This is a genomic window from Mesorhizobium sp. USDA 3734, assembly GCF_056279665.1.
The window spans coordinates 7,077,071-7,101,617 of sequence record NZ_JBWCCW010000001.1 but is presented as its reverse complement, the minus strand read 5'-3'; the positions used below and the strand labels follow the sequence as shown (position 1 = coordinate 7,101,617).

Annotated in this window: 18 protein-coding genes; 11 read left to right on the top strand and 7 right to left on the bottom strand. The window is 63.5% G+C overall.

The window, feature by feature from the left end:
* Positions 1–98: 98 nt before the first annotated feature.
* Entirely contained in the window at positions 99–320 is a 222-nt protein-coding gene (locus tag ACZ89F_RS34060) for a DUF1674 domain-containing protein (protein WP_476096617.1), read from the bottom strand.
* Between the two features lie 105 nt (positions 321–425).
* Between ACZ89F_RS34060 and htpX the strand changes: the two genes are divergently transcribed.
* The 4 genes from htpX to purH all read left to right on the top strand — a co-directional run bounded on the left by htpX (position 426) and on the right by purH (position 6,597).
* On the top strand, positions 426–1,442 hold the full coding sequence (htpX, locus tag ACZ89F_RS34055) for a zinc metalloprotease HtpX (protein WP_476096616.1): 1,017 nt from the start codon (positions 426–428) through the stop codon (positions 1,440–1,442).
* Complete coding sequence (locus ACZ89F_RS34050; protein WP_476096615.1) at positions 1,439–2,821, top strand: RsmB/NOP family class I SAM-dependent RNA methyltransferase; 1,383 nt, start codon at positions 1,439–1,441, stop codon at positions 2,819–2,821. Before htpX ends, ACZ89F_RS34050 begins: the two co-directional genes overlap by 4 nt.
* A 246-nt stretch (positions 2,822–3,067) precedes the next feature.
* Positions 3,068–4,792: a heparinase II/III family protein gene (locus ACZ89F_RS34045; RefSeq protein ID WP_476096614.1), complete on the top strand. Its 1,725-nt coding sequence runs from the start codon at positions 3,068–3,070 to the stop codon at positions 4,790–4,792.
* A gap of 188 nt (positions 4,793–4,980) precedes the next feature.
* The gene (gene purH, locus ACZ89F_RS34040) at positions 4,981–6,597 is read left to right on the top strand and encodes a bifunctional phosphoribosylaminoimidazolecarboxamide formyltransferase/IMP cyclohydrolase (protein ID WP_476096613.1); all 1,617 of its coding nucleotides are present in this window, start codon (positions 4,981–4,983) and stop codon (positions 6,595–6,597) included.
* Positions 6,598–6,760: 163 nt separating this feature from the next.
* On the opposite strand, the gene ACZ89F_RS34035 is transcribed toward purH, so the two are convergent.
* Positions 6,761–8,137 carry an MFS transporter gene (locus tag ACZ89F_RS34035; protein WP_476096612.1) on the bottom strand — a complete coding sequence of 459 codons (1,377 nt, stop codon included), beginning with the start codon at positions 8,135–8,137 and terminating at the stop codon, positions 6,761–6,763.
* Positions 8,138–8,480: 343 nt separating this feature from the next.
* Here ACZ89F_RS34035 and ACZ89F_RS34030 point away from each other — a divergent pair, with 343 nt between their 5' ends.
* Positions 8,481–10,625, top strand: coding sequence for a TonB-dependent siderophore receptor (locus ACZ89F_RS34030; protein ID WP_476096611.1), 2,145 nt, complete (start codon positions 8,481–8,483; stop codon positions 10,623–10,625).
* A gap of 141 nt (positions 10,626–10,766) precedes the next feature.
* On the opposite strand, the gene ACZ89F_RS34025 is transcribed toward ACZ89F_RS34030, so the two are convergent.
* Entirely contained in the window at positions 10,767–15,581 is a 4,815-nt protein-coding gene (locus tag ACZ89F_RS34025) for an NAD-glutamate dehydrogenase (RefSeq protein WP_476096610.1), read from the bottom strand.
* Positions 15,582–15,717: 136 nt separating this feature from the next.
* On the opposite strand from ACZ89F_RS34025, the gene ACZ89F_RS34020 reads away from it, so the two are divergent.
* The gene (locus tag ACZ89F_RS34020; protein WP_476096609.1) at positions 15,718–16,281 is read left to right on the top strand and encodes a peroxidase-related enzyme; all 564 of its coding nucleotides are present in this window, start codon (positions 15,718–15,720) and stop codon (positions 16,279–16,281) included.
* Between the two features lie 137 nt (positions 16,282–16,418).
* On the top strand, positions 16,419–16,745 hold the full coding sequence (locus ACZ89F_RS34015; RefSeq protein WP_476096608.1) for a YciI family protein: 327 nt from the start codon (positions 16,419–16,421) through the stop codon (positions 16,743–16,745).
* A gap of 9 nt (positions 16,746–16,754) precedes the next feature.
* Here ACZ89F_RS34015 and ACZ89F_RS34010 read toward each other — a convergent pair whose 3' ends face one another.
* Positions 16,755–17,369, bottom strand: coding sequence for a LysE family translocator (locus ACZ89F_RS34010; RefSeq protein WP_476096607.1), 615 nt, complete (start codon positions 17,367–17,369; stop codon positions 16,755–16,757).
* A gap of 408 nt (positions 17,370–17,777) precedes the next feature.
* Here ACZ89F_RS34010 and ACZ89F_RS34005 point away from each other — a divergent pair, with 408 nt between their 5' ends.
* Entirely contained in the window at positions 17,778–18,404 is a 627-nt protein-coding gene (locus tag ACZ89F_RS34005; protein WP_476096606.1) for a DUF1062 domain-containing protein, read from the top strand.
* Between the two features lie 60 nt (positions 18,405–18,464).
* On the opposite strand, the gene typA is transcribed toward ACZ89F_RS34005, so the two are convergent.
* Positions 18,465–20,294, bottom strand: coding sequence for a translational GTPase TypA (gene typA, locus ACZ89F_RS34000; RefSeq protein WP_476096605.1), 1,830 nt, complete (start codon positions 20,292–20,294; stop codon positions 18,465–18,467).
* Here typA and ACZ89F_RS33995 point away from each other — a divergent pair.
* Together ACZ89F_RS33995 and ACZ89F_RS33990 are read left to right on the top strand one after the other, a co-directional pair.
* A complete protein-coding gene (locus tag ACZ89F_RS33995) occupies positions 20,217–20,441 on the top strand; it encodes a hypothetical protein (protein WP_476097489.1) in 225 nt (74 codons plus the stop codon). The genes typA and ACZ89F_RS33995 overlap by 78 nt on opposite strands.
* Positions 20,442–20,491: 50 nt before the next feature.
* Positions 20,492–20,773, top strand: coding sequence for a hypothetical protein (locus ACZ89F_RS33990; protein ID WP_476096604.1), 282 nt, complete (start codon positions 20,492–20,494; stop codon positions 20,771–20,773).
* A gap of 90 nt (positions 20,774–20,863) precedes the next feature.
* Here the strand turns inward: ACZ89F_RS33990 and ACZ89F_RS33985 are convergent, their stop codons facing one another.
* A complete protein-coding gene (locus ACZ89F_RS33985; protein ID WP_476096603.1) occupies positions 20,864–22,438 on the bottom strand; it encodes an alkaline phosphatase D family protein in 1,575 nt (524 codons plus the stop codon).
* Between the two features lie 97 nt (positions 22,439–22,535).
* Entirely contained in the window at positions 22,536–23,819 is a 1,284-nt protein-coding gene (locus ACZ89F_RS33980; protein ID WP_476096602.1) for an MFS transporter, read from the bottom strand.
* Between the two features lie 73 nt (positions 23,820–23,892).
* Between ACZ89F_RS33980 and ACZ89F_RS33975 the strand changes: the two genes are divergently transcribed.
* The gene (locus tag ACZ89F_RS33975; RefSeq protein WP_476096601.1) at positions 23,893–24,510 is read left to right on the top strand and encodes a TetR/AcrR family transcriptional regulator; all 618 of its coding nucleotides are present in this window, start codon (positions 23,893–23,895) and stop codon (positions 24,508–24,510) included.
* Positions 24,511–24,547 lie beyond the last annotated feature (37 nt).

Genomic DNA, 24,547 nt, shown 5'->3' with positions numbered 1-24,547 from the left:
AAGCGATGGTTTCCGAGAACCGGAGCGGAGCGCACTAAAGTACGTGAGCACCGGAAACCAACGCTTGCAGGCCAGCATCACCTGAATATCAACATACCTTAGAAATCGCTGGTCAGGCCCTTCACCTCCCAGTCGCCATAGCGGCCGGGCTCCTTGCCGCCACGGCCGCCGATTTCCTTCGGCGCTGCCGCTTCCTTTTCCAGATATTTTACGCGCCTTGCTTCGGCCTCCGCGAGCGCCCGTCTGGCTGCCGGCGTCAGCGCCTTTGGCGAGGAATCATGGCCAAGGTTGGCATCGATTTTACTGGTTTCGTCGTTCATGCGATATGTCCAGCGGATTGAAACAGGAACTGGCGTTTCCCATCATATAGCGATGAACGCACGACTATCGACCCCCTTTCGCTATCATCTGGACGGGAGCAGACGATGAACACCATCCGCACCGCCATGCTTCTTGCCGCGATGACCGCGCTGTTCATGGGCGTCGGCTTCTTGATCGGCGGATCGGGCGGCATGATGATCGCGCTGGTCATCGCCGCCGGCACCAATCTGTTCAGCTACTGGAACGCCGACAAGATGGTGCTGTCGATGAACCGCGCCGTCGAGGTCGACGAACGGAACGCGCCCGAATATTACGCCATCGTCCAGGCAATGGCCAAACAGGCAGGCCTGCCGATGCCGAAGACCTATCTGATCGACAACCCGCAGCCGAACGCCTTTGCCACCGGCCGCAACCCGCAGAACGCGGCGGTGGCTGCCTCCACCGGCTTGTTGCAGGCACTGACGCCTGAAGAGGTCGCAGCCGTGATGGCGCACGAACTCGCCCATGTGCAGCACCGCGACACGCTGACCATGACGATCGTCGCCACCTTTGCCGGCGCCATCTCGATGCTCGGCAATTTCGCTTTCTTCCTTGGCGGCAATCGCGACAACAACCCGTTCGGCTTCGTCGGCGTGCTGGCGGCGATGATCGTGGCGCCCTTTGCCGCGATGGTCGTGCAGATGGCGGTCAGCCGCACCCGCGAATACGAGGCCGACCGGCGCGGCGCCGAAATCTGTGGACACCCGCTCTGGTTGGCATCGGCCCTTGACAAGATCGCCCGCGGCGCCGAACGCATCCGCAACCCCGATGCCGAGCGCAATCCGGCAACCGCGCATCTCTTCATCATCAACCCTCTCTCCGGCGAGCGCATGGACAGTCTGTTTTCCACCCACCCGAGCACCGACAACCGCATTGCCGCCTTGCAGGCGATGGCGCGGCAGATGGGAGGGAGCGAGACCCAAGCTCCGCGCCGGGCCCAGGCACCACAACAGGCGGACGAACAACGGCCATCAGGCCCGTGGGGCCAGGCAGCGCAGCCTGAGCAACCAGCGGAGCCCGCCAGGCCGAAATCCAACCCATGGGGCCGCAACCCGACCGGACCCAAGGGCCGGTGGTCGTGAGCGTGGCGGACAGAGAACCTCGACGTACGGTTTCAGGTGATCAGGAACACGGCGGCGACTTCGTTGCCGGCCTTGCCGCCCGCAAGGCGGCGGCGCGGCTGCTTGCCGCCGTCATCGACGCCAGGACGCCGCTCGACGGGCTGACCGACCATGAGAACGGCCATCCGCAATACAGGGCGCTCGATTTGCGTGATCGCGGCCTGGTGCGGGCCATTCTGGTCACCGCGCTGCGCTATCGCATGACCATATCAGGGCTGCTGGCGCGCCGCCTGGAAAAGCCGCTGCCGCCCAACGCCACCGCGCTGTCGCACATATTGCATGTGGCGGCGGCCCAGATCCTGTTCCTCGACATTCCCGACAGCGCCGCCGTCGACATTGCGGTGACCCATGCCAAGTCCGATCCGCGCACGGTGCGTTTCTCCGGCCTGGTCAATGGCGTGCTGCGCACCTTGGCGCGCGCCAAGGAAACGGAACTGCCTGCCGCCCTTGCCGCCACCGACGAGGCGCCAAAATGGTTTTCCGATCGGCTGAAGGCCACCTATGGCACCGATAAGGCAAGGCAGATCCTGGAAGCCCACCGCGTTGAGGCGCCGGTCGATTTCTCGGTCAAGGCCGATCCCGAGCTTTGGGCCGAAAAGCTCGGCGGCATCGTCCTGCCGACCGGCACGGTCCGGGTGGAGAATCTCGTTGGGCCTGTCACCGAACTGCCCGGCTTTGCCGAGGGCGCCTGGTGGGTCCAGGACGCGGCGGCCAGTCTTCCGGCCCGACTGTTCGGCGATGTCAGGGGGCTTCGCGTCGCCGATCTCTGCGCCGCCCCCGGCGGCAAGACCGCGCAGCTCATTCTCGCCGGTGCCAAGGTCACCGCCGTCGACACCTCGAAGAACCGGCTGGTGCGGCTGACGCAGAATCTCGACCGCCTCAGCCTGTCCGCCGAGATCGTCCAGGCCGACCTGCTCAAATACCAGCCGGAAGAGTTGTTCGACGCCGTTCTCCTCGACGCGCCCTGCTCGTCGACCGGCACGGTGCGGCGGCATCCCGACGTGCCATGGACCAAGACGGCGGCCGATGTCGAAAAGCTCGCCGACCTGCAACGCAGGCTGCTCGCCCGCGCTGTCACGCTGGTGAAACCCGGCGGCAGGATCGTCTTTTCCAACTGCTCGCTCGATCCGCTCGAAGGCGAGGACCTCTATCGTGCCTTTCTGGCCGGCACGGCTGAAATCGCCAACGATCCGCTGCGGCAAGGCGAGATCGCCGGCATCGATCCGTTCCTGACGCCGCATGGCACGCTGCGCACCACGCCCGCCGACCTGGACCTCGGCACGCCGGAGCGCTCGGGCCTGGACGGCTTCTTCGCCGCTCGCATGCGCCGAGCCGGCTAATGTATGTCGCCCAAAAGTGCGCAGCGGTTTTGGGACAACGACATGCATGAACAGAACACCAAAGCGCGTTGTATTCGACCGGTCGGGCGCGGCGCGCTTTGATTTAACTACCCGGATTTACTGACTTTTTTAGGGAGGGTCGCGGGCAAAGCCGGGTGAACCGGCGCCGTCCATGGAATTCGCCTTCGCACGAGTCGCTCAATCATGTAAACTCGACGCCGGGGTAGAGGACGATCAGGAGGGGTTTTGGCACTTGCTGCCAGCAGCACGACGCGTCTGTGGACGCTTGTCGCGAAGGAGTTCTGGCGCAAAACGCGCCGGCGCCTGCGTGCCGGGCCGGTCTATCGCTGGCGCTATTCCGGCCGCACGCCGGAACGTGTGCTGATCGCACCGCCGGACCTGCGCCTCGCCGACCCGCAGATCGCACTCGAGATTTATTACGGCCGCTATCCCCTGTCGGGGCATCTGGTCGAGACCGGCGGCAAGTCGCCCTTCCAGATCAACGTGCCCAATCACGGCTGGCAGAAGACGCTGCACGGCTTTCGCTGGCTGCGCCATATGCGCGCCGCCGGCACCGAGCTTGCCGCCGCCAATGCCCGCGCCCTGGTCTCCGACTGGATCGCCATGCATGGCAGCCATATTTCCGGCGTCGCCTGGGAGCCCGGCACGACGGCCAAGCGCATCATCGCCTGGCTGCAGCACTCCTCCGTCGTGCTGCAGGGCGCCGAGTTCCCCTTCTACCGCGCCTTCCTGAAGTCGGTTGCCGTCCAGATCCGCTACCTCCGGTCGATGGCGCGTGAAATGCCCGACGGCAAGGACAGGCTGCGTGCCCGCATCGCGCTCGCCTTCGCCGCTTTGTCCCTGCCGGCGCCGGCATCGGCGCTGCGTGGTGCGACCCGCAACCTGGCCGAGGAACTCGACCGCCAGATCCTCGCCGACGGCGGGCACATCTCGCGCAATCCGATGGTCGTCCTGGAAATCCTCGCCGACCTTCTGCCGCTGCGCCAGACCTATGCCAACCAGGCGGAAACGCCGCCGCAGGCGCTGATCGGCGCCATCGACCGCATGCTGCCGGCGCTGCGCTTCTTCCGCCATCAGGATGGCAGCCTCGCCCGCTTCAACGGCATGGGCGCCACCATCCACGACCGCATCGCCACCATCCTGCGCCATGACGATACCGCCGGCGCGCCACTGCTGCATGCGCCGCATTCCGGCTATGAGCGCCTGTCGATGGGCGGCACCACGGTCATCGCCGATACCGGCCTGCCGCCGCCGGTCGACGTGTCCAACGCGGCACACGCCAGCTGCCTCGCCTTCGAACTGTCGTCCGGCCGCCAGCACTACATAGTCAATGCCGGCATCGACACCTATGGCGCGGCCGAATTCCGACCGCTGGCGCGCGCCACCGCGGCGCACTCGACCGCCACCATCAACGACACCTCGTCGGCACGCTTCAGCCATTCACTGCGCGTCAACGACCTGCTCGGTTCGCCGCTGATCGGCGGTCCGCAGCATGTGCAGTGCAAGCGCACCGACCAGAAGGGCGTTCAGGGGTTCATCGCCCGCCATGACGGCTATGTCCCGCGCTTCGGCTTCCTGCATGAGCGCGAGCTGAAGCTGTCGGCGAACGGCAATGTGCTGACCGGCAGGGACCGCTTCCAGCGGCCCGGCAATGCTGCGATCCGCAACAATGGCCGCGACTTCGTCACCATCCGCTTCCACGTCCACCCCGACATCAACCTGCTGCAAGACGAGCATGATCGCCTGGTGCTGGCCGCCGATCAGGCCGACACCTGGGTGTTCACCTCTGGCGAAGTGGTGCCGGAGGTCGAGGAATCGATCTATTTCGCCGGTCTTGGCGGCCCGCGCCGCAGCCGCCAGATCGTGCTTGCCTTCAAGGCCTCGGAAGTCGCCGAAGTCCACTGGCAGCTGACGCGCACCAGCATCGCCGGTTACCCGGAAAACAACTGAGCTTGCGTAAGCGCCGGTTTGATTTCCGGGCCGCATGTGCTAGGGGCGCGGGCATCACCACACCAGAGCGGAATGCGTTCAAGTTGAAACGCGAATTCCTCTCTGGCTTTTTGTTTTGTCGCATGATGTTTATCCGAAAAGTCCGCAACTTTTCGGCATCATGCTTAGCCGTGAAAGGCCGCCAGCCCATGGCCGTCGCCGCCAAGAACATTCCCGCACCTGACCTCGTTCCCGTGCGGCGCGCCCTGCTCTCAGTCTTCGACAAGACCGGCCTCATCGATTTCGCCAAGGCGCTGGCAGCGGCCGGTGTCGAACTGGTCTCGACCGGCGGCACGGCAAAGGCGATCACCGAGGCGGGCCTGGCGGTGCGCGACGTCTCCGAACTCACCGGTTTTCCCGAGATCATGGATGGCCGCGTCAAGACCTTGCATCCCAGCGTGCATGGCGCGCTGCTTGGCGTGCGCGACGATCCGGAACATTCCGCGGCAATGCGCAAATACGGCATCGAGCCTATCGATCTCGTCGTCTCCAATCTCTATCCGTTCGAGGAGGTTCGGCGCTCCGGCGCCGACTACGCATCGATCGTCGAGAACATCGATATTGGCGGGCCGGCGATGATCCGCGCCTCGGCCAAGAACCATGCCTATGTCGCCATCGTCACCGATCCCGGCGACTACGCCTCGGTGCTGAATGCGCTGGAGATGAACATCGGCTCGCTGTCGCTGGATTTCCGCAAGAAGCTGGCGGCCAAGGCCTTTGCCCGCACCGCCAGCTATGACGCGGCGATCTCCGGCTGGTTCGCCGAAGCGCTCGAGATCGAGCATCCGACATGGCGCACCTTTGGCGGCAGGCTGGTCGAGGTAATGCGCTACGGCGAGAACCCGCATCAGAGCGCCGGCTTCTATGTCAATGGCGACAAGCGGCCGGGCGTCGCCACGGCCCGCCAGCTGCAGGGCAAGCAGCTGTCCTACAACAACATCAATGACACCGACGCCGCCTTCGAACTGGTCGGTGAATTCGATCCCGACCGTTCCGCCGCCGTCGCCATCATCAAGCACGCCAACCCGTGCGGCGTTGCCGAAGGCCCCTCGCTGAAGGCGGCCTACGCCAAGGCGCTCGCCTGCGACCCGGTCTCGGCCTTTGGCGGCATCGTCGCTCTGAATCGCACCCTCGACGCCGAGGCGGCCGAAGAGATCGTGAAAACCTTCACCGAGGTGATCATCGCGCCCGGCGCGACCGACGCGGCAGCGGCAATCGTCGCGGCGAAGAAGAACCTGCGCCTGCTGGTCGCCGGCGCCCTGCCGGACCCGCGCACGCCTGGCACTACGGTCAAATCCGTCGCCGGCGGCATGCTCGTCCAGAGCCGGGACAATGCCGTCGTCGACGATCTCGAGCTGAAGGTGGTGACGAAGCGCGCGCCGACGCCGGCCGAAATGGCCGACCTCAAATTCGCCTTTCGCATCGCCAAGCACGTCAAATCGAACGCCATCGTCTACGTCAAGGACGGCGCCACCGTCGGCATCGGCGCCGGCCAGATGAGCCGGGTCGATTCCTCACGCATCGCCGCCCGCAAGGCGCTCGACGCAGCCGAGGCCGCGGGCCTTGCCGAACCGCTGACCAAAGGCTCGGTCGTCGCCTCCGACGCTTTCTTCCCCTTCGCCGATGGATTGCTGTCGGCGATCGCCGCCGGCGCCACCGCCGTCATCCAGCCCGGCGGCTCGATGAACGACAAGGACGTCATCGCCGCCGCCGACGAGCACGGCATCGCCATGGTGTTTACCGGCGTGAGGCATTTCAGGCACTAGCGCCCTTTCCTTCTCCCCTTGTGGGAGAAGGTGGATCGGCGCGTAGCGCCGAGACGGTTGAGGGGTGCGTGACGGATCGCCGTCGCCGCCAAGCTGGAACACCCTCATCCGACCGAGCTTCGCTCGGCCACCTTCTCCCACAAGGGGAGAAGGAAAAGGCTGCTCATTCCACCGGCCGATCGGCCGGATAGGGCGTCTTGATCAGGATCGCCATGCCGATCCCAAGGAACAGCACGATCACCGCCATGCCGAGCCGCGCCGAGCCGCTGGCGAGGGTGACGGATGCGACCATGAACGGCGCCAGGAAACTGGTCGCCCGCCCGGCCAGCGCGTAAATGCCGAAATAGCGGCCGGATTCTGCCGCCGTGACGCTGCGCGCCATGTAGGACCGCGACGACGCCTGCACCGGCCCGAAAGCCACGCCGATCAGCAGGCCGAAGAAAATGTAGGCCTTTTCCGCCGCCGTACCGAACAGGCCGCCACTGTCCGGTCCAGGCATCATCCAGAGGCCGAACAAAGTGTAGCCCGGTCCGGTCGAGACGATGCCGATCGTGGCGATGCTGAGCAGGACCAGCGAGATCATCACGATGGCTTTTGAGCCCAGCGCCGTGTCGAGACGGGCCGCAACCAGGCAGCCGAAGATGGCGACGACGTTGAGAATGATGCCGAAAATACCGATCTCGGTGATCGACCAATGGAACATTGCCGCCGCAAAGGTACCACCCAGCGCCAGCAGCGCATTGACGCCGTCCTGGTAGATCATGCGGGCGACAAGGAAGCGGAAGATGCCGCTGCGCTTGCGCACCTCACCCAGTGTTACTTTCAGCTCCGCCAACCCCTCGCGAACCGCCGGACCGATCGGCAGGCCCTTGATGGCATCGGGGGTGAAGAAGAACATCGGCAGGATGAACAGGAAGTACCAGCCGGCAGACAGTGGCCCGGTGGCGCGTGCGTCCTCGCCGAGCTTCGGGTCCAGCGAGAAGAGAGGATCGATACCGATGATCGTCTTGCCGGTCTCCGGCGAACCGGCCATGCAGGCGACGACGAAGATCAGCGCAATCATGCCGCCGAGATAACCAAGGCCCCAGGCCATGTTGGAAACCCGGCCGATCTCGCTCTTCGGCACCAGGCGCGGCATCATCGAATCGTTGAACACCGTCGAAAACTCGGCCGCGACCGACGCCAGCGAGAAGAACAGCACGACCAGGAAAAGGTTCGAGCCGGGGGCCGCGAACCACAGCAGGCAAAGGCAGGTGATCTTGACAGCGGCGAAGAACGCGATCCACGGCTTGCGCGGCCCGGTCTGGTCGGCGATCGAGCCGAGGATCGGCGACAGCACGGCGATGACAAGGCCGGCCGCGGCGATGCCGTAGCCCCAGGCCGCCTGGCCGGTTTCAGGATTGCTCGCCATGCGCGAGACAAAGTAGGGCCCGAAGATGAAGGTGGTGACGACCGTGAAGAACGGCTGCGCCGCCCAGTCGAACAGCATCCATCCCCAGATGCCGCGCCCGGACGCACGCTGCACTGTCTCTACCGTCATGATGATCCCCCGGCACCGGTTCCCGTGTCGGGCGCCATGTCTGCATGTTTCATGCGCTCATGCAATGAACGAAGCTTGGCGCCGCCCCTTGCGCCTGCCGGGCGCTCGTTGTTCGAAAAGCCTTTTCGTCCGCAGCGCGGATCAGGCCCTGCTCCCCCTTGCGGGAGATCGGACCGAAGGGTCCGGGTAGGGTCCGGTGCCCTGCTTTGCTGCGACCCTCTCCATCACAAATTCTCGATTATTAAGTTGACTATTTTTATCCGGTTTGACTAATTGCGCTCGCGCAGAGCCGGAAAGGGTGACCGGTCGAACTGCTCGATATTGGTCTGACAGGGAATGAGAGATGACGATTGGCCGACAGGCATTGTTGCGCACTCAGGCAAGGCGATTGATTGCGAGCAGTGCATTGATAACGGTGTCCTGTGGAATGACTGGGGTCGGCTGGGCCCAGGACAGTTCATCAGACGACGCAACTCAACTGCAAACGATCGTCGTCAACGGCAAGTCGGATCGCATTGTCGGACCAGATCCCACGATCGTCGCCAAGGATACGGCGGCCGGCACCAAGACCAATACGCCAATTGTCGACGTTCCCGCCTCGGTTTCAGTTGTAACCCAGAAGGAACTGGAGGCGCGCCATGTCGAAAGCCTCCAGCAGGCCGTAGCCTACACATCCAGCGTCCTCACCGACGAGTTCGGCAGCGATGACCGATATGACTATATTCGTATCCGTGGTTTCGACCAGACATCGCTCGGTACCTATCGCGACGGGCTGGCGGCGCGCATTCCCGCTTGGTTCACGGCCAGCCGTCTCGAACCCTACGGGCTTCAGCGCGTGGAGGTCCTGAAGGGATCGACATCGACGCTTTTTGGCCTCAACGGCCCTGGCGGGCTGGTCAATGCAATCACCAAGCGGCCGCTGGATGAGAAGCATGGGGAGATCTACACATCCTATGGTGACGGCACCAAAGAGGTGGGCGTTGATTTTGGCGGGCCGATCGATCCCGATGGTGTGTGGACCTATCGGCTCACCGGGCTGGCCAAGGATGGAGATGACGGATGGGATTATTCCAACGATGATCGGCTTTACATTGCGCCTGCGTTGACCATCAAACCCGAGGAAGGTACGTCGCTCACCATCCTGACTGACTATTACAAGCGAGACGGCACAGGCGCACGCGGCTTCCCGACCGGTGCCAATATCGACATCAACACATTCCTGGGCGAGCCGGATTTCAACCGCTTCAACACCGAGCAGGTCGATCTCGGCTACCAGTTCGAGCATGAGGTCAACGAGAACCTCACCTTCCGCTCCAATGCCCGCTACACGCATTTGAGCCTCGACTATGCCGAGGTCTACGGCGCGTCGCTTGATCCCACCGCGGACCGCACGGCATTTTCAGTCGACGGCCTGTCCAACCGCTTTGCCGCCGACAATCAGTTGCAATATGATACGGGCTGGAACGGGATCGACAGCAAGACGCTCGTTGGCGTCGACTACACCAACGACAACACCCGTGAAAAGATCCTCTTCGGCACCGCTGGCCCCATCGACATCAACAATCCGACCTATTGCGGTCTTTCCTGCATCAATCTCGGCCCTTACGTGAACTGGCGGGTCAAGCAGCAGGCTGTTGGTGTCTATGCCCAGGAGCAATTGACGTTTGACGACCGCTGGATCGTCACTCTTGGCGGGCGTTGGGACCGTGTCCATACGACGGCGGACTATCTCGACTCGGGAACGCAGGACGACGACACGGCGTCCGCCTTCACCAAGCGTGCCGGCCTGACCTACAAATTTACGCCGAATCTCGCGGTCTACGCCAACTATTCGGAAAGCTTCCAGCCGCTCGTGTCGCCAAGCGCCAACGGATATGCGGTCTCGGGTTCGCTGAAGCCCCAAGAAGGCAAACAGTATGAGGCGGGCATCAAGTACAAGCCCGACGGCTTCGATGGTCTGTTCACGGCTGCGGTCTTCGATCTTACCCAGACCAATGTTCCGACCTATGTCACCCCTCTCATCCAGCAGCAGATCGGTAAGGTTGGCGTCCGCGGCGTCGAACTTGAGGGCAAGGCTGCTATTACAGACGATCTAAACCTGACACTTGCCTATTCCTACTGGGATGCCGAAATCCTGGAAGACGGCATTGGTGGGAATGTCGGCAATCGGCCGCAGCGTGTTCCTCGCCACCTGGCGTCGGCTTGGCTTGACTATACGCTTCCGGGGGAAGGACCGCGTGGCGACCTGACCATCGGCGGTGGGCTGCGTTATATCGGACAGACCTACGGGGACGACGCGAACACGGTTTCGGTTGGCGGCTATGCAGTTGTGGATGCGGCAATCAGCTACAAAGTGAGGAAGGACGTGACGTTGGCCGTAAACGCAACGAACCTGTTCGACCGAAAGTATCTGACGACCAGCTATTACGGGACCGAATTTTACGGCGACCGGCTCAAGGTCGTCAGCACGCTCAAATATTCCTGGTGAGCTTGTTGAACGCCAGGCGCTGATACCATTGGAAAATGGCGCCACACGCATCCGACAATGCGTGTGGTGATCGTTGCTTCGTTCCATTGCGTTTGCGTCAGCGACCGGATCAGGGGCGCCAATCCTGTGAGTCGAGCTGGTTCACATTCCCGTCAGATCGCTCATCAGCCCCGACGCCACCGACAGCCGCGACACGGTGATTTCGCCGCCCTCGGTCAGCGCCTGCAACCGCTCGCGGATGCGCGCCACACGCTCGCCGCCGGCTTCCAGCCAGGCCGCCACCGGATCGGCCGTCTTGGCGTGACCGGTGAGTGCCGCCACCGCGATGCCGCGTCGCGCGGCACCGATCGTATCGGTGGCGCGAGACAGAGCGAGCTGGTCGTAATAATCGGACGGCGTGATCGAGCGCGCCGCGTCCTCGACACGCGGAATGCGGAAGGCATCGCTGACCGCGAAGAACGCCTTGGCCGCGGCGACGATGTCGGCGCCGGCGGTGCGCGCCGTCAGCGCGATATCGGGGATAAGTTCCGCCACCTCGCTCAGCGCCAGCTGCTCGGCCAGCTTTTCCGGCGCGCCGGCCTTGAACAGCCCGTGCCGCTTCTCCTCGATCCGCTCGCGTGAGAAAGCCGGCAGCAGCGAAACGAGCTTGGGCTCGAGCGCCTTGCGGGCTTCCTGCAGCTCAGTAATGCGCTGGCCAAGCGGTGCCGTGCCGGCATCGTTCTTCAGATACCAGCCGCTGGTCACATAGATCAGCCGGCTGACCATCTGATAGAGATCGAGCTGCACCTGGCCGTCGATCTGGTTGTCGAGCGCGTCGATCTCGCGATAGAGCGCCGGCAGCGCAAAACCGTCGCGCACCACGGCGAAGGTGCGCACCACGTCGGCGGCGGTGCGCCCCGTGGCTTCCTGCAGCCGGTTGACGAAGGACGGGCCGCCGCGATTGACCAGATCGTTGGCGACGACCCGCGTGATGATCTCGCGGCGCAGCCGGTGGCCATGGATCTCAGTGGCGTATTTCTTCGCCATCCGGTCCGGAAAATAGCCCATCAGGTCGCGATCGAAATGGGCATCGTCCGGCACGTCGCTGGCGACGATGTCGGAAAACAGCACGATCTTGGCATAGGCGAGCAACACGCCGAGCTCGGCCCTGGTCAGCGGTTCGCCGCGCGCTTCGCGCTCGGCAAGTGCTGCCGGCGACGGTAGCGTCTCCACGGCACGGTCGAGCAGGCCGCGCGCCTCCAGCGCCGTCATGAAACGGCTTTGATGCGCGATGTCGGCGAGGCCGCGCTTGCGCGCGATCGAAAGCGCCAGCGTCTGCTGGTAGTTGTTGGAGAGCACCAGCGAGCCGACCTCCTCGGTCATCTCGGCCAGCAGCTTGTTGCGTGCCGGGCGCGTCAACGATCCCTTGCGCATGGCGGACGCCAGCGCGATCTTGATGTTGACCTCGACGTCGGAGCAGTTGACGCCGCCCGAATTGTCGATGGCGTCGGAGTTGCAACGGCCGCCATTCAGGCCGAACTCGATCCGTGCCCGCTGCGTGACGCCGAGATTGGCGCCCTCGCCAATGACCTTGGCGCGCACGTCGAGCGCGGTGACGCGGATGGCATCGTTGGCGCGATCGCCGACCTCGGCGTTGGTCTCGGTCGATGCCCGCAAATACGTGCCGATGCCGCCGAACCACAACAGGTCGACCGGCGCCTTGAGGATGGCGGTCATGATCTCGACCGGCGTGGCGGTGGTCTTGGCCAGGCCGATCGCCGCCGCAGCGGCCGCCGGCAAGGTGATCGACTTCTGGTTGCGCGAGACGATGATGCCGCCTTCCGACAGTTTCGTCTTGTCATAGTCCTGCCAGCTCGAACGCGGCAGGGCGAACATGCGCTCGCGCTCGGCCATCGACGCCGCCATGTCGGGATCGGGATCGATGAAGATGTCGCGATGGTCGAAGGCGGCGATCAGCCTGGTCTTTGGCGACAAAAGCATGCCGTTGCCGAACACGTCGCCCGACATGTCGCCGACACCGACGACGGTGAAGGACGACGTCTGGATGTCGCGGTTGATCTCGCGGAAATGCCGCTTGACCGCCTCCCAGGCGCCCTTGGCGGTGATGCCCATCTTCTTGTGGTCGTAACCGGCCGAGCCACCGCTGGCGAAGGCGTCGTCGAGCCAGAAGCCGTGCTTCTCCGAGATCGCATTGGCGGTGTCGGAGAAGGTCGCCGTGCCCTTGTCGGCGGCAACGACGAAATACGGATCGTCCGGGTCGCGTCTGATGACACCGGCTGGCGGGATGACACCGTCGAGGCCGATATTGTCGGTGATCGACAGCAGGCTGGAGACGAAGTTCTTGTAGGCCGACGTGCCAGCCTCGAAGATGGCGTCACGGCCGGCGCTTATCGGCAGCTGCTTCGGATAGAAGCCGCCCTTGGCGCCGACCGGCACGATGACGGCGTTCTTGACTTGCTGCGCCTTGACCAGGCCGAGCACCTCGGTGCGGTAGTCCTGGGCACGGTCCGACCAGCGCAGGCCGCCACGCGCCACCGGGCCAAAACGCAGATGCACGCCCTCGACCTCGGAGCCGTAGACGAAGATCTCCCGCCACGGCCGCGGCGCCGGCAATCCCTCGACCGCATGCGAATCGAGCTTGATCGCCAGCGACTGGCCTTTCGCCTTCGTATCGGCAACGAAATGATTGGTGCGCAGCGAGGCTTCGATCAAATTGAGATAGCGCCGGATGATGGTGTCGTCGTCGATATTCGGCACATCCTCCAGCGCGTCCTTGATCTTAGCCTTGAGGTGTTTTGCCGCCACCACGCCTTCGGTCTCGGCTGTCGGGCCAAGCCGGGCGATGAACAGCGCATGCAGGCCGCGCGCGATGTCGGGATAGCGGTTGAGCACGGCGGCGATAAAGTCCTGGCTTTGCGGAATGCCAACCTGCTGCAGATAGCGGCCATAGGCGCGCAGGATGGTGATCTCGCCCGACCACAGCCCGGCGGTCTGGGCGAGGCCGTTATAGCCGTCATTGTCGACGTCGCCGCGCCAGACGGACAGGAATGCGTCCTCGAACAGCGCACCGCCATCGGCAAGGTCGATCGGCTTGCCGTAGCTGTTCTCCAGCTCCATGTCGTGGATGAAGACCATGCCGGGCTGATCACTATTGATCATACCGGACTGGTCGTCGCCGACCTCGAAAGTGCGCTCGCTGATGACGCGGAAGCCGATGTTTTCCAGCACCGGCACCCGACGCGACAGCGCCACCGGGCTGCCGTGGTGATAGATCTTCAGCGATGCCTGATGCGGCTTCTGCTCGGCATGGCGGTAATAGTCGATGGCGATCGGATTGCTGGCGCTGATTTTGGCAATGCGCCCGGCGTCAGTCAGCGCCACCGCCGCGCTGAACGAATCGCGATAGCTTTCCGGCAGCCGCGCGGCGATCGCCTTCAACGCCTGGTCGCCGCCACTGGCCTCCGCCGCATCGGAAAGAGCGTCCTCCCAGGTGCGTACGATGTCGCGGATCGCCGCCTCGATCGTCGCCTGCTCGACCTTCGGCGTCTTGCCGCCGGAACGGCCGATGATGAAATGCACGCGCGCCAGCCCGCCTTCGGGGAAGGCCGGGTAATAGGCCGACAGCCGGCCTTCGAACACGGTCTTCAGATAGCTGCCGATTTTCTCGCGCACGACGCTGTCGTAACGGTCGCGCGGCACGAAGACGAGGATCGAGACGAAGCGGTCGAACTGGTCGGCGCGTACCAGTGCTCGCACGCGCGGACGCTCGACCAGGCCGAGAATGGCTGCAGCGTGCTTCCTCAGGATCGGCACCGGCACCTGGAACAATTCGTCGCGCGGATAGCTCTCCAAGACGTTGATCAGCGCCTTGCCGGAGTGATCGTGCCGGTCGAAGCCGGACTTGGCGATGATGGTTTCCGCCTTTGACCGGAGATACGGGATCTTCATCACCGAGCGCGTGTAGGCGGTCGAGGTGAACAAGCCGACCATGCGCAATTCGCCGGCAAGCGCGCCCTTGGCGGTGTAGGTCTTGACGCCGATGTAATCGAGATAGATGCGGCGGTGCACGGAAGACTTGGCATTGGCCTTGGTGACGATCAGCGGCTCCGGCCCATGCAGGAAGGCGCGGATTTCGGGCGTCGTCGTCACCGCTTCGGTGCCGCGCCTCAGCACCAGCACATCGGGATCGGACAGGATGCCGAGACCGGGCTTGTCGGCACGCTCCAGCGTGCCGCTTTCCTCGCCGCCGGTGTATTTGAATTCGCGCATGCCAAGGAAGGTGAAATTGTCGTCGCGCAGCCACTCGAGGAAGGCGATGGCCTCGGCAACGCTCTTCTTGTCGAGCGGCACGGCCGAATAGCGGAACTCCGAGATCGCCTGATCGAGGCGGGCCAGCATCGGCTTCCAGTCGTGGACGGCGGCGTGAACCTGGCCGAGCATCTTGCGCAGCCGCTCGGTCAATCCGCTCGCCTGCTCCACGGTCAGCCTCGGGATATGGACATGGATGACGCTCAGCCGGTCGTGGCTGCCGTCGTCCTTGGCGAAATTGCCGTCGCCGAGGATTTCTTCCACACCGCTTTTGCCGTGACGCACCACGATGACCGGATGGGTGACCAGTGTCGGTTCGCCTGATGTCTCGGTGATCTCGCCGAGGATGGAATCGAACAGGAACGGCATGTTGTCGTTGACGACCGTGATAACGGTCACTGGGCGGCCGTCTCGCACAACGCCGGAATCGGCATCGACGGCGACGACGCACTCGCCTTTTTTGTGAACGGCAATCGCCTTGCCGGCGAGATCGGCGGCGCGTTCGAGGTCGGCTACCTCATAGGTGGCGATGTCTTCAGCCGGCGCGCGGGCGAGCAGATAGTCGGCAAGCCTGGCTGGCCTTTCCTCCGCTTTTGTCGCTGCCGTGGCTTTTTTCTTCGGCTTGCTCGCGGATTTCACGCTGGCCATGACGCACTTCCCTCCCGTCGAATGCTTTTACGACTATCGTAGCAGATGACCGCTGTTTGGCGACAAAGGTTTGACGGCTTGCCACGAATTATCGGAATTTGGCGACAAGATGCCGCGCAAGGAGGAGAAATGACCCATGATCGCCAAAATCACCGCACTTGACCTTGGCCAGGGAGAGCTGAGCGAGGCGACGAAAACCTATTTCGCCAAATGCGAGGAGAAGCTTGGCCTCGTTCCCAACGTGCTGCGCGCCTACGCCTTCGACGACAAGAAGCTGCGCGCTTTCACCGATATGTACAACGATCTGATGCTGGGTGATTCCGGCCTGTCGAAGCTGGAGCGCGAGATGATCGCGGTCGCCGTCTCCTCGATCAACCATTGCTATTATTGCCTGACCGCGCATGGCGCGGCCGTACGTCAGTTGTCCGGCGACCCGGCACTCGGCGAAATGATGGTGATGAACTTCCGCGCCGCCGATCTTTCGCCCAGGCAGACCGCAATGCTCGAATTTGCCGTCAAGCTGACGGAAGAACCGGCAAAGATCGTCGAGGCCGACCGGGCGACACTGCGCCAAGCCGGCTTCACCGACCGCGACATCTGGGACATCGCCTCGACCGCCGCCTTCTTCAACATGTCGAACCGGGTGGCGGCCGCAATCGATATGCGGCCGAACGACGAATACCACGCCATGGCGCGGTGAGGCTCGGCAGCTGGAACCCAGCCAGGCCTTATATAAGCAGCTTCGCATTCTCGTTGCTTGTTCGCCGGTTTGGTCCGATGATCGGCAGGCGGCATGACCGCATGCCGGTTCGATGCCGCTCATCAAGGGAGGAGAACATGGCGAAGTTTCTCTACGTCTATCACGGCTCGGGCAAGATGCCGACGACCGAGGTCGAGCGTAAGGCGATGATGGACGCCTGGACAGGCTGGTTCGGAAAGCTTGGTTCGGCCGTGGTCGACCGCGGTAATCCTGTTGGCATGTCGAAGAGCGTCTTGCCCGGGGGCAAGATCGAGAACAATGGCGGCAGCAACCCGACCGGCGGCTACTCGATCATCGAGGCAAAGGACATCGATGACGCCGCCAGCAAGGCCAGGGACTGTCCGATCCTGGCGGAGCCGAACTGCAACGTCGAGATCGCGCCGATCATCAATATGATGGGTTGACGCTTCGGCTCAGGATCGCGCCGCGATGGCCGCCGCGGCGCCGGCCATCGTCGTTGCGCTGATGCGGTTGGCGATCTTCATGGCGCGCTTGCTCTTCAGGAGCTTGCGCGCCTGTGATGCAGCGAGCACCCAGGCGAGATCGATGGCGACCAGCACCACGGCCATGGTCGCCGTCAGCTCGACCCAGCCGACAAGGCTGACCGAAGCGAGGTCGATGATGGTTGGCAGCAGCGCCAGATAGAACATCATGATCTTGGGATTGCCGAGCGTCACCGCCATGCCGGCGAAGAACAGCCTTGCCGGAGAATCCTCGCGCGGCATCTCGCCCTCTTTCGCATCGACAGGGGCGGTCCACATCTTCCAGGCGAGGTAGGCGAGATAGGCAACCCCGACCCATTTCACGACGACGAAGGCGAAATGGAAGGTCTGCGCCACCACGGCCAGCCCGAACACCGCCAGCGACAGCCAGATGCCCTCGCCGATCCACATGGCAAGCAGGAACGGGAACACGTCGCGAAAGCCTTTCGAGATGACACGCGCGACGAGCGCCGCGATCGACGGACCGGGCGAGCCGGCGGCAACGAACAAAGCGGCGGCGAATATAAGCAGCGATGTGAGGTGCATGGCCAGGGTCTCAGATTAAGAGGTTCCGCCACACTAACCTGACAGGTGTGGGGCTGGCAAAGGCAAGATAATCACTGACGTTGGCGCCGCCCCTTGCCGTTCCCATCGGTCGCGGCTAGAAAAGCCGCCGCGCAAACAATTTTGAGCTTCACTTTGCCTACGTAACCGCCGGTCTCGTCAACTCCCCCGACACACTGCATGGCGCCGCATTCGCGATGCCTGTTTTCATTTCATGTGTTCCTCTGGGCGGCGGTTCGAGACCGGTTTGGCACTGCTGAACCGCTGTCGCGCGCTTTCCGCCGTGACGCCTGATTTTTCCACTGCCGCAGTTTCTCGCCACGCCGTGCCCGTATGGGCATCTCGACATCGCCGGTCTGATGAACTTCCCGATGGGAAGGGCTTATCGGCATGTCTGGACTGCTGCGTATCCGCTGGGCGATCACGCCTAAAACCGCACCTCGACCACTCATCAACTGCAATCGCTGCGGCACAGTGAAGGCCTATTGCAGCAGCGGGAAGTTCCGCGTCAACGCCAACGGCAAACGCATTGACGTCTGGCTGATCTACCGCTGCATCGACTGCGATAATTCCTGGAATTTCGGCGTTTTCGAGCGCTGCAACCGCCGCGACATCGAGCCGGCGCTGTTGCAGGCGCTCGAAAGCAACGATCCGGCGCTGGCCCGGCGCCATGCCTTCGATGTGGTCACGCTGCGAAACCGGATCGGGCGCATCGAGGAGTTTCCCGATGTCGCCGTTCACAAGCGCAGGCTCGGCGACACCAGGGAAGCCGCGACCGTGTTGGAACTCCAGCTCGGGCTCGAAATGCCGACATCGCTGCGGCTCGACCGGCTGCTCGCCGGCGAACTCGGCATCTCGCGATCCCGGCTTCAGGCGCTGGAAGAGAAGCGATTGCTGATCCTTGGTCGGGACGGGGCGAAGGCCCTTCGCAAGCCGGCCCGCGAGGGCATGACGATCCGCATCGATCTCGTCGGCGAGGCCGATCGGCGGACCATCATCTCGGCCGCCGGTGGATGAACGAAAAGGGGCGGAGCATTTTTGCTCCGCCCCTTTTCGGTTGTCGGAAAAATTGAAAGCTTACGCCGCGCCGACAGCCTTGGCCGACTTCTCGAAGCGCTTGCGCTCGTTCGGATCGAGATAGAGCTTGCGCAGACGGATCGTCTTCGGCGTTACCTCGACCAGCTCGTCGTCCTGGATCCAGGCCAAGGCCTTCTCCAGCGTCATGCGGATGGGCGGGGTGAGCTTGACTGCCTCGTCCTTGCCGGCGGCGCGGATGTTGGTCAGCTTCTTGCCCTTGAGCACGTTCACTTCGAGATCGTTGTCTCTGGAATGGATACCGATGATCATGCCCTGATAGACCTTGACGCCGGGATCGATGACCATCGGACCACGGTCTTCCAGGTTCCACATGGCGTAGGCCACCGCCTCGCCCTGTTCATTGGAGATCAGCACGCCATTGGTGCGGCCCGGCAATTCGCCCTTGTAGGGCTCATAGGCATGGAACAGCCGGTTCATCACGGCGGTGCCGCGCGTGTCGGTCAACAGTTCCGACTGGTAGCCGATCAGGCCGCGCGTCGGCGCGTGGAAGACGATGCGCTGGCGGTTGCCGCCGGACGGACGCAGCTCGACCATCTCGGCCTTGCGCTCCGACATCTTCTGCACGACGATGCCGGCATGCTCCTCGTCGACGTCGATGACGACTTCTTCGACCGGCTCGAGCAATTCGCCGTTTTCGCCCTTCTGCATGACGACGCGCGGACGCGACACGGCGATCTCGAAGCCTTCGCGGCGCATCGTCTCGATCAGCACGGCCAGCTGCAATTCGCCGCGGCCGGAGACGAAGAACGAATCCTTGTCCGGTGATTCCTCGATCTTCAGCGCGACATTGCCTTCGGCCTCGCGCAGGAGGCGGTCACGAATGACGCGGCTGGTCACCTTGTCGCCCTCGGTGCCGGCCAGCGGCGAATCGTTGACCAGGAACGACATGGTCACGGTCGGCGGATCGATCGGCTGCGCATGCAGCGGCTCGCTCACCGCCGGATCGCAGAACGTGTCGGCGACGGTGCCTTTCGAGAGGCCGGCAATGGCGACGATGTCGCCCGCCTGGGCTTCTTCGATCGGCTGGCGTTCGAGGCCGCGGAAAGCGAGGATCTTGGAGATACGGCCGGTTTCGACCAGCGTGCCGTCATGGTGCAGCACCTTGACCGGCTGGTTGGACTTCAACGTGCCGCTCTCGATGCGGCCGGTGATGATGCGGCCGAGGAACGGATTGGCCTCCAGGATGGTGCCGATCATGCGGAACGGGCCGGGATGCACGGTCGGCGCCGGCACATGCTTGATGACGAGGTCGAACAGCGGCGCCAGGCCCTGATCCTTGGGGCCTTCCGGATTTTCCGAAACCCAGCCGTCACGGCCTGAACCGTACAGGATCGGGAAGTCGAGCTGGTCGTCGGTGGCGTCGAGCGCCGCAAACAGGTCGAACACTTCGTTGACCACCTCGACATGGCGGGCGTCCGGGCGGTCGATCTTGTTGATGACGACGATCGGCTTCAGGCCGACCTTGAGCGCCTTGCCGACGACGAATTTGGTCTGCGGCATCGGCCCTTCGGCGGCGTCGACCAGCACGATGGCCGAATCGACCATCGACAGGATGCGTTCGACCTCGCCACCGAAATCGGCGTGGCCGGGGGTGTCGACGATGTTGATGCGGGTATCCTTCCAGTCGACCGAGGTCGCCTTGGCAAGGATGGTGATGCCGCGTTCCTTTTCGAGGTCGTTGGAATCCATGGCGCGCTCTGCGACGCGCTGATTGTCGCGAAAGGAGCCGGATTGCCGGAGCAATTGGTCGACAAGGGTGGTTTTTCCATGGTCGACGTGCGCGATGATCGCGATATTACGGATTTTCATGTTCTGGTCTCGGAAGCGTTGCAGGCAGCAGGCCAAAAGGCGCTGCCTCTTTCGGTTGCGCGGCTCATACAGGGTTTTTCGCAGTTGCGAAAGAGGAGGCGCGACACCAAATACTCATCAAATCTTAAGCATCTGCGTGTGAGATGATTTTGTTAACCAAGGCGGGAACCTTTCGGGGCCCGAGCAGTTCGAACGTCATGACCGATAAACTCAACCGATTCTGGCCGCTCATCGCGTCTGTGGCCTTTGCCGTCTTGCTGGCGGCCAACGCCGCGCAGTCGGCCGCGACGCAGAAGGGCGCGCGCGCAGTTGTGCAGTCCGACACGCAGACCGCCGAGCAGGTCTTCGCCGACGCGCCAGACGGCGTCGACCCGATGGTGACCGGCCCGGTCAGCGCCGCCTTCAAGCAGCGGCAGGACGCCGCCAACTGCGACAGTGCCGTGTGGCCTAACATCCCGATGGTTTGCTATCCCGATTAAGTCGGCGCTTCACCACGCCCCTCTCGCCAGCTTCGCTTTGCGAAGCCGCCGCGCGGACCCTCCCCACAAGGGGGAGGGTGAAAAGTGCGCTTACGCCGACCGCACCGGGTCGAGCGTCACCTTGTAGAGCTCGTTGTCGTCGCGATCCATCAGCCGCACGGTCATCTGTTCGCTGGCGCCGTTGATGTCGACCAGCCCGAAGAATTGCAGGCCGGCCGATGGCGGCAGGTTCTGGCCTTGCTCGGCGCTCGGCGCCTTGATGAACTTCAGCTCCGGGCCGAACGTCATGTCGAAATCGTTGGGACCGAACGTGCCGGCGTGGATCGGACCCGAGACGAATTCCCAGAACGGATTGAACTCCTGGAACTGCGCCTTGTCCGGGTTGTAGTAGTGCGCGGCCGTGTAATGCACATCGGCGGTCAGCCAGACGGTGTTGCTGATGCCGGCATTCTTGATGAAGCGCAGCAGGTCGGCGATCTCGAGCTCGCGCCCTTTTGGCAGGCCATTGTCGCCATTGCTGACCGCTTCGGCGCCGACCTTCTTGGTGCCATCGTCCCAGACGACCAGGCCGAGCGGCATGTCGGCGGCGATGATTTTCCAGGTCGCCTTGGAGTTGGCCAGCTCGCGCTTCAGCCATTTCGTCTGCTGTTCGCCAAGCATGCGCGATTGCGGCGTCATCTCATCTTGCATGTCCGGACCGTTGGGGCCGCGATAGGACCGCATATCGAGGAAGAACACGTCGAGCAGAGGCCCGTAGGCGATCTTGCGATAGACGCGACCGGGCTCGGACGGTTCGTAGCGGATCGTCGTCATTTCATGGAAGGCGCGTGCCGCACGGGCCGCCAGCACGTGGATGAATTTCTCCGTGTAGCGATTGTCGGCGCTGAGATCCTTCGAGTCCGACCAGTTGTTCAGCACTTCGTGGTCGTCCCACTGGTAGAAGGTCGGGCAGATGGCGCTCAGGCCGAGCACATTCCTGTCCATCATGTTGTATTTCCACTGGTCCCGGTATTCGTCCAGCGTCTCGGCGACCTTGCGCTTGCCGTCGATCAGCACGACGTTCTTCCACTTGCCGCCGCCGGGCAGGTCGACCTCGTCCTTCATGGCGCCATCGGCATAGATGGTGTCGCCCGAATGCAGGAAGAAGTCGGGCGTGTGCCTGCCGATCGTGGCGTAGGTTTTCATGCCGGTCTCGTCGATGCCCCAGCCCTGGCCGGCTGTGTCGCCCGACCAGGCAAAACGGATGTCGCGCTTCGATGCCGGCGCCGTCCTGAAGCGGCCGGTGATCGGCTCGGAAACGGCGTTGATGTCGGCGAGATCGGCTGATGTCATGCGGTAGAAGATGTCCTGATCGGAAGCGAGGTCGGTGAGCAGCCGCTTGACCGTATAGTCGCTGGCCGGCGAGGTATCGAGCGGCGCCAGGCGTGTCGCATTGGCGAAATTCTCTGTCGACGACACCTCGAACATGACGCGCGACGGACGGTCGGTGCGCGTCCACACCATGCCGCTGGTTGCGTCGACATCGCCTGACTGGACGCCATGGGTGAAGGCCGGCCGCTGATTGGCGCGCGAATAGTAGGGCAGTGCCAGGCTTGAAACGCCGGCCAGCCCAACGGCGCTGGCGGATGTGACGAAAGCGCGGCGGGTCATCGAGAGCTTGTTCATGGCTGTCTCCTGGATGGCTTGAACGGTGCCACCAAGGTCCAGCGTCAATGTTTCAGGCGCATCTCGAAACCATGAAGTTTTTCTGACAACCCACCGGCTAGGCCGCCTGCGGCTCCGGCTCGAAGGCCGGTTTGCTGGTGTTGATCAGCAGCGAGATACAGGCGGCGGCAATCGCCGTCATGCCGGCGATCAGGAAGGCCAGCTCATAATTTCCCTGCAGCTCGCGCATGGTGCCGCCGAAGGCGGCGGCGGTGGCCGCACCGATCTGGTGGCCGGCGACGATCCAGCCGAACACGATCGGTCCGCTGCGATCGCCGAACGCCTCATTGGCAAGCCTCAGCGTCGGCGGCACGGTGGCGATCCAGTCGAGGCCGTACAGCACGGCGAAGATGATCAGGCTGGTTGCCGAGAAGCCGGAATAGGGCAGATAGATCAGCGACAGGCCACGGATGCCGTAATAGACGCCGAGCAGCTTGCGCGGGTCGTAGCGGTCGGTGAGCCAGCCCGACAATGTCGTGCCTATCAGGTCGAAGATGCCCATCATCGACAGCAGGCCGGCGGCCTGCACCTCGCCGATACCCATGTCGCCGCAAAATGCGATCAGGTGCGTGCCGACCAGCCCGTTGGTGGTGAAGCCGCAGACGAAGAAGGTGGCGAACAGGTACCAGAACACCCTTGTGCCGGCGGCACGGCGCAGCGTGTTGAGCGTATGCGCGAGGAAATTGCCTTGTGACGCGGGCGATGTCGGCGGCACGTCGTCGGCCTCGGCGCCGTAGCGCACCATGCCGATCGAAGCCGGCCGCTCCGGCACCAGCAGCCACACCAGCGGTATCAGGGCCGCGGTGGCGATCGCGACCGCAATGACCACCGGCTGCCAGCCACCCGACTGCGCCAACGCGGCGATCAGCGGCAGGAACACCAGCATGCCGGAGGCGCTGGAGGCCGACATCAATCCCATGACAAGGCCGCGATTGGTCTTGAACCAGCGGTTGACGATGGTGGCGCCGAGCACGCTGGCGACAGCGCCGGAACCGATGCCCGAGAACACGCCCCAGGTGATGAACAGATGCCAGGGCTTGGTCATCACCAGGCTGAGCGCGGTCGAGCCCGACATCACCACCAGCGAGGCCAGCAGCGTGCGGCGCAGCCCGATGCGCTCCATTAAGGCTGCGGCAAATGGCCCCGTGAGACCGTAGAGCAGGATGCCGACACCGGCGGCCAGCGAGATGACGTCGCGCCGCCAGCCAAAACTATTCTCCAACGGCAGCATCATGACGGCGGGCGCCGAGCGCAAGCCGGCCGCGACCAGCAGGCAGAGGAAGATCACGCCAACCACGACGAAGGCATAGCGCTGGCCAAATGGGCGGGATTGAGCTATCATGTTACTGACCGGTACGTTGCAGGGTGCAGCATGTATACGTACCGATCGGTAACATTGTCAATCGAGTCACGCGATGCCAACGGACAAAAATATTGAACTGACCATCAGCGACGGACATGAGTCGGCACCGCCGAAGGCCGCCAAGAAGATCCTCAATGTGGCCTATGACCTGTTCTACCGGCGCGGCATCCGGGCGATCGGCGTCGACGAGATCGTCAAACGCGCTGGCGTCACCAAGCCCAGCCTCTATCGCAGCTTTCCGTCCAAGGATGAACTGGCCGCCTCCTATCTCAGGCAATACGATCTTGAATACTGGGAGCGTTTCGACGAGGCGGTCGCCGCTCATCCCGGCGACCCGCGCGCGCAGATCAAGGCGTTCCTGACCCGCATCGGCAAGCGCACGCAAGTGACCGACTATCGCGGCTGCGGCATGACCAATGCGGCGGTCGAATATCCCGACCACAGCCATCCGGCCCGCGTGGTCAGCGAGGCCAACAAGCAGGAACTGCGCCGCCGGCTGCGCGCCATGGCGGTTGCGATGGGCGCGCAAGACCCCGACACGCTCGGCGACGGCCTGCTGCTCCTGATCGAAGGCGCCTATATCAGCGGCCAGTTGTTCGGGCTTGGCGGTCCGGCGCAAGCGGTCGCCCGCAACGCCGATCTGCTGATCGAAGCCAGTTTGAAGAAATAGCATTTGCCGCTACGCTGCGATGCCTGCAACGGAGATG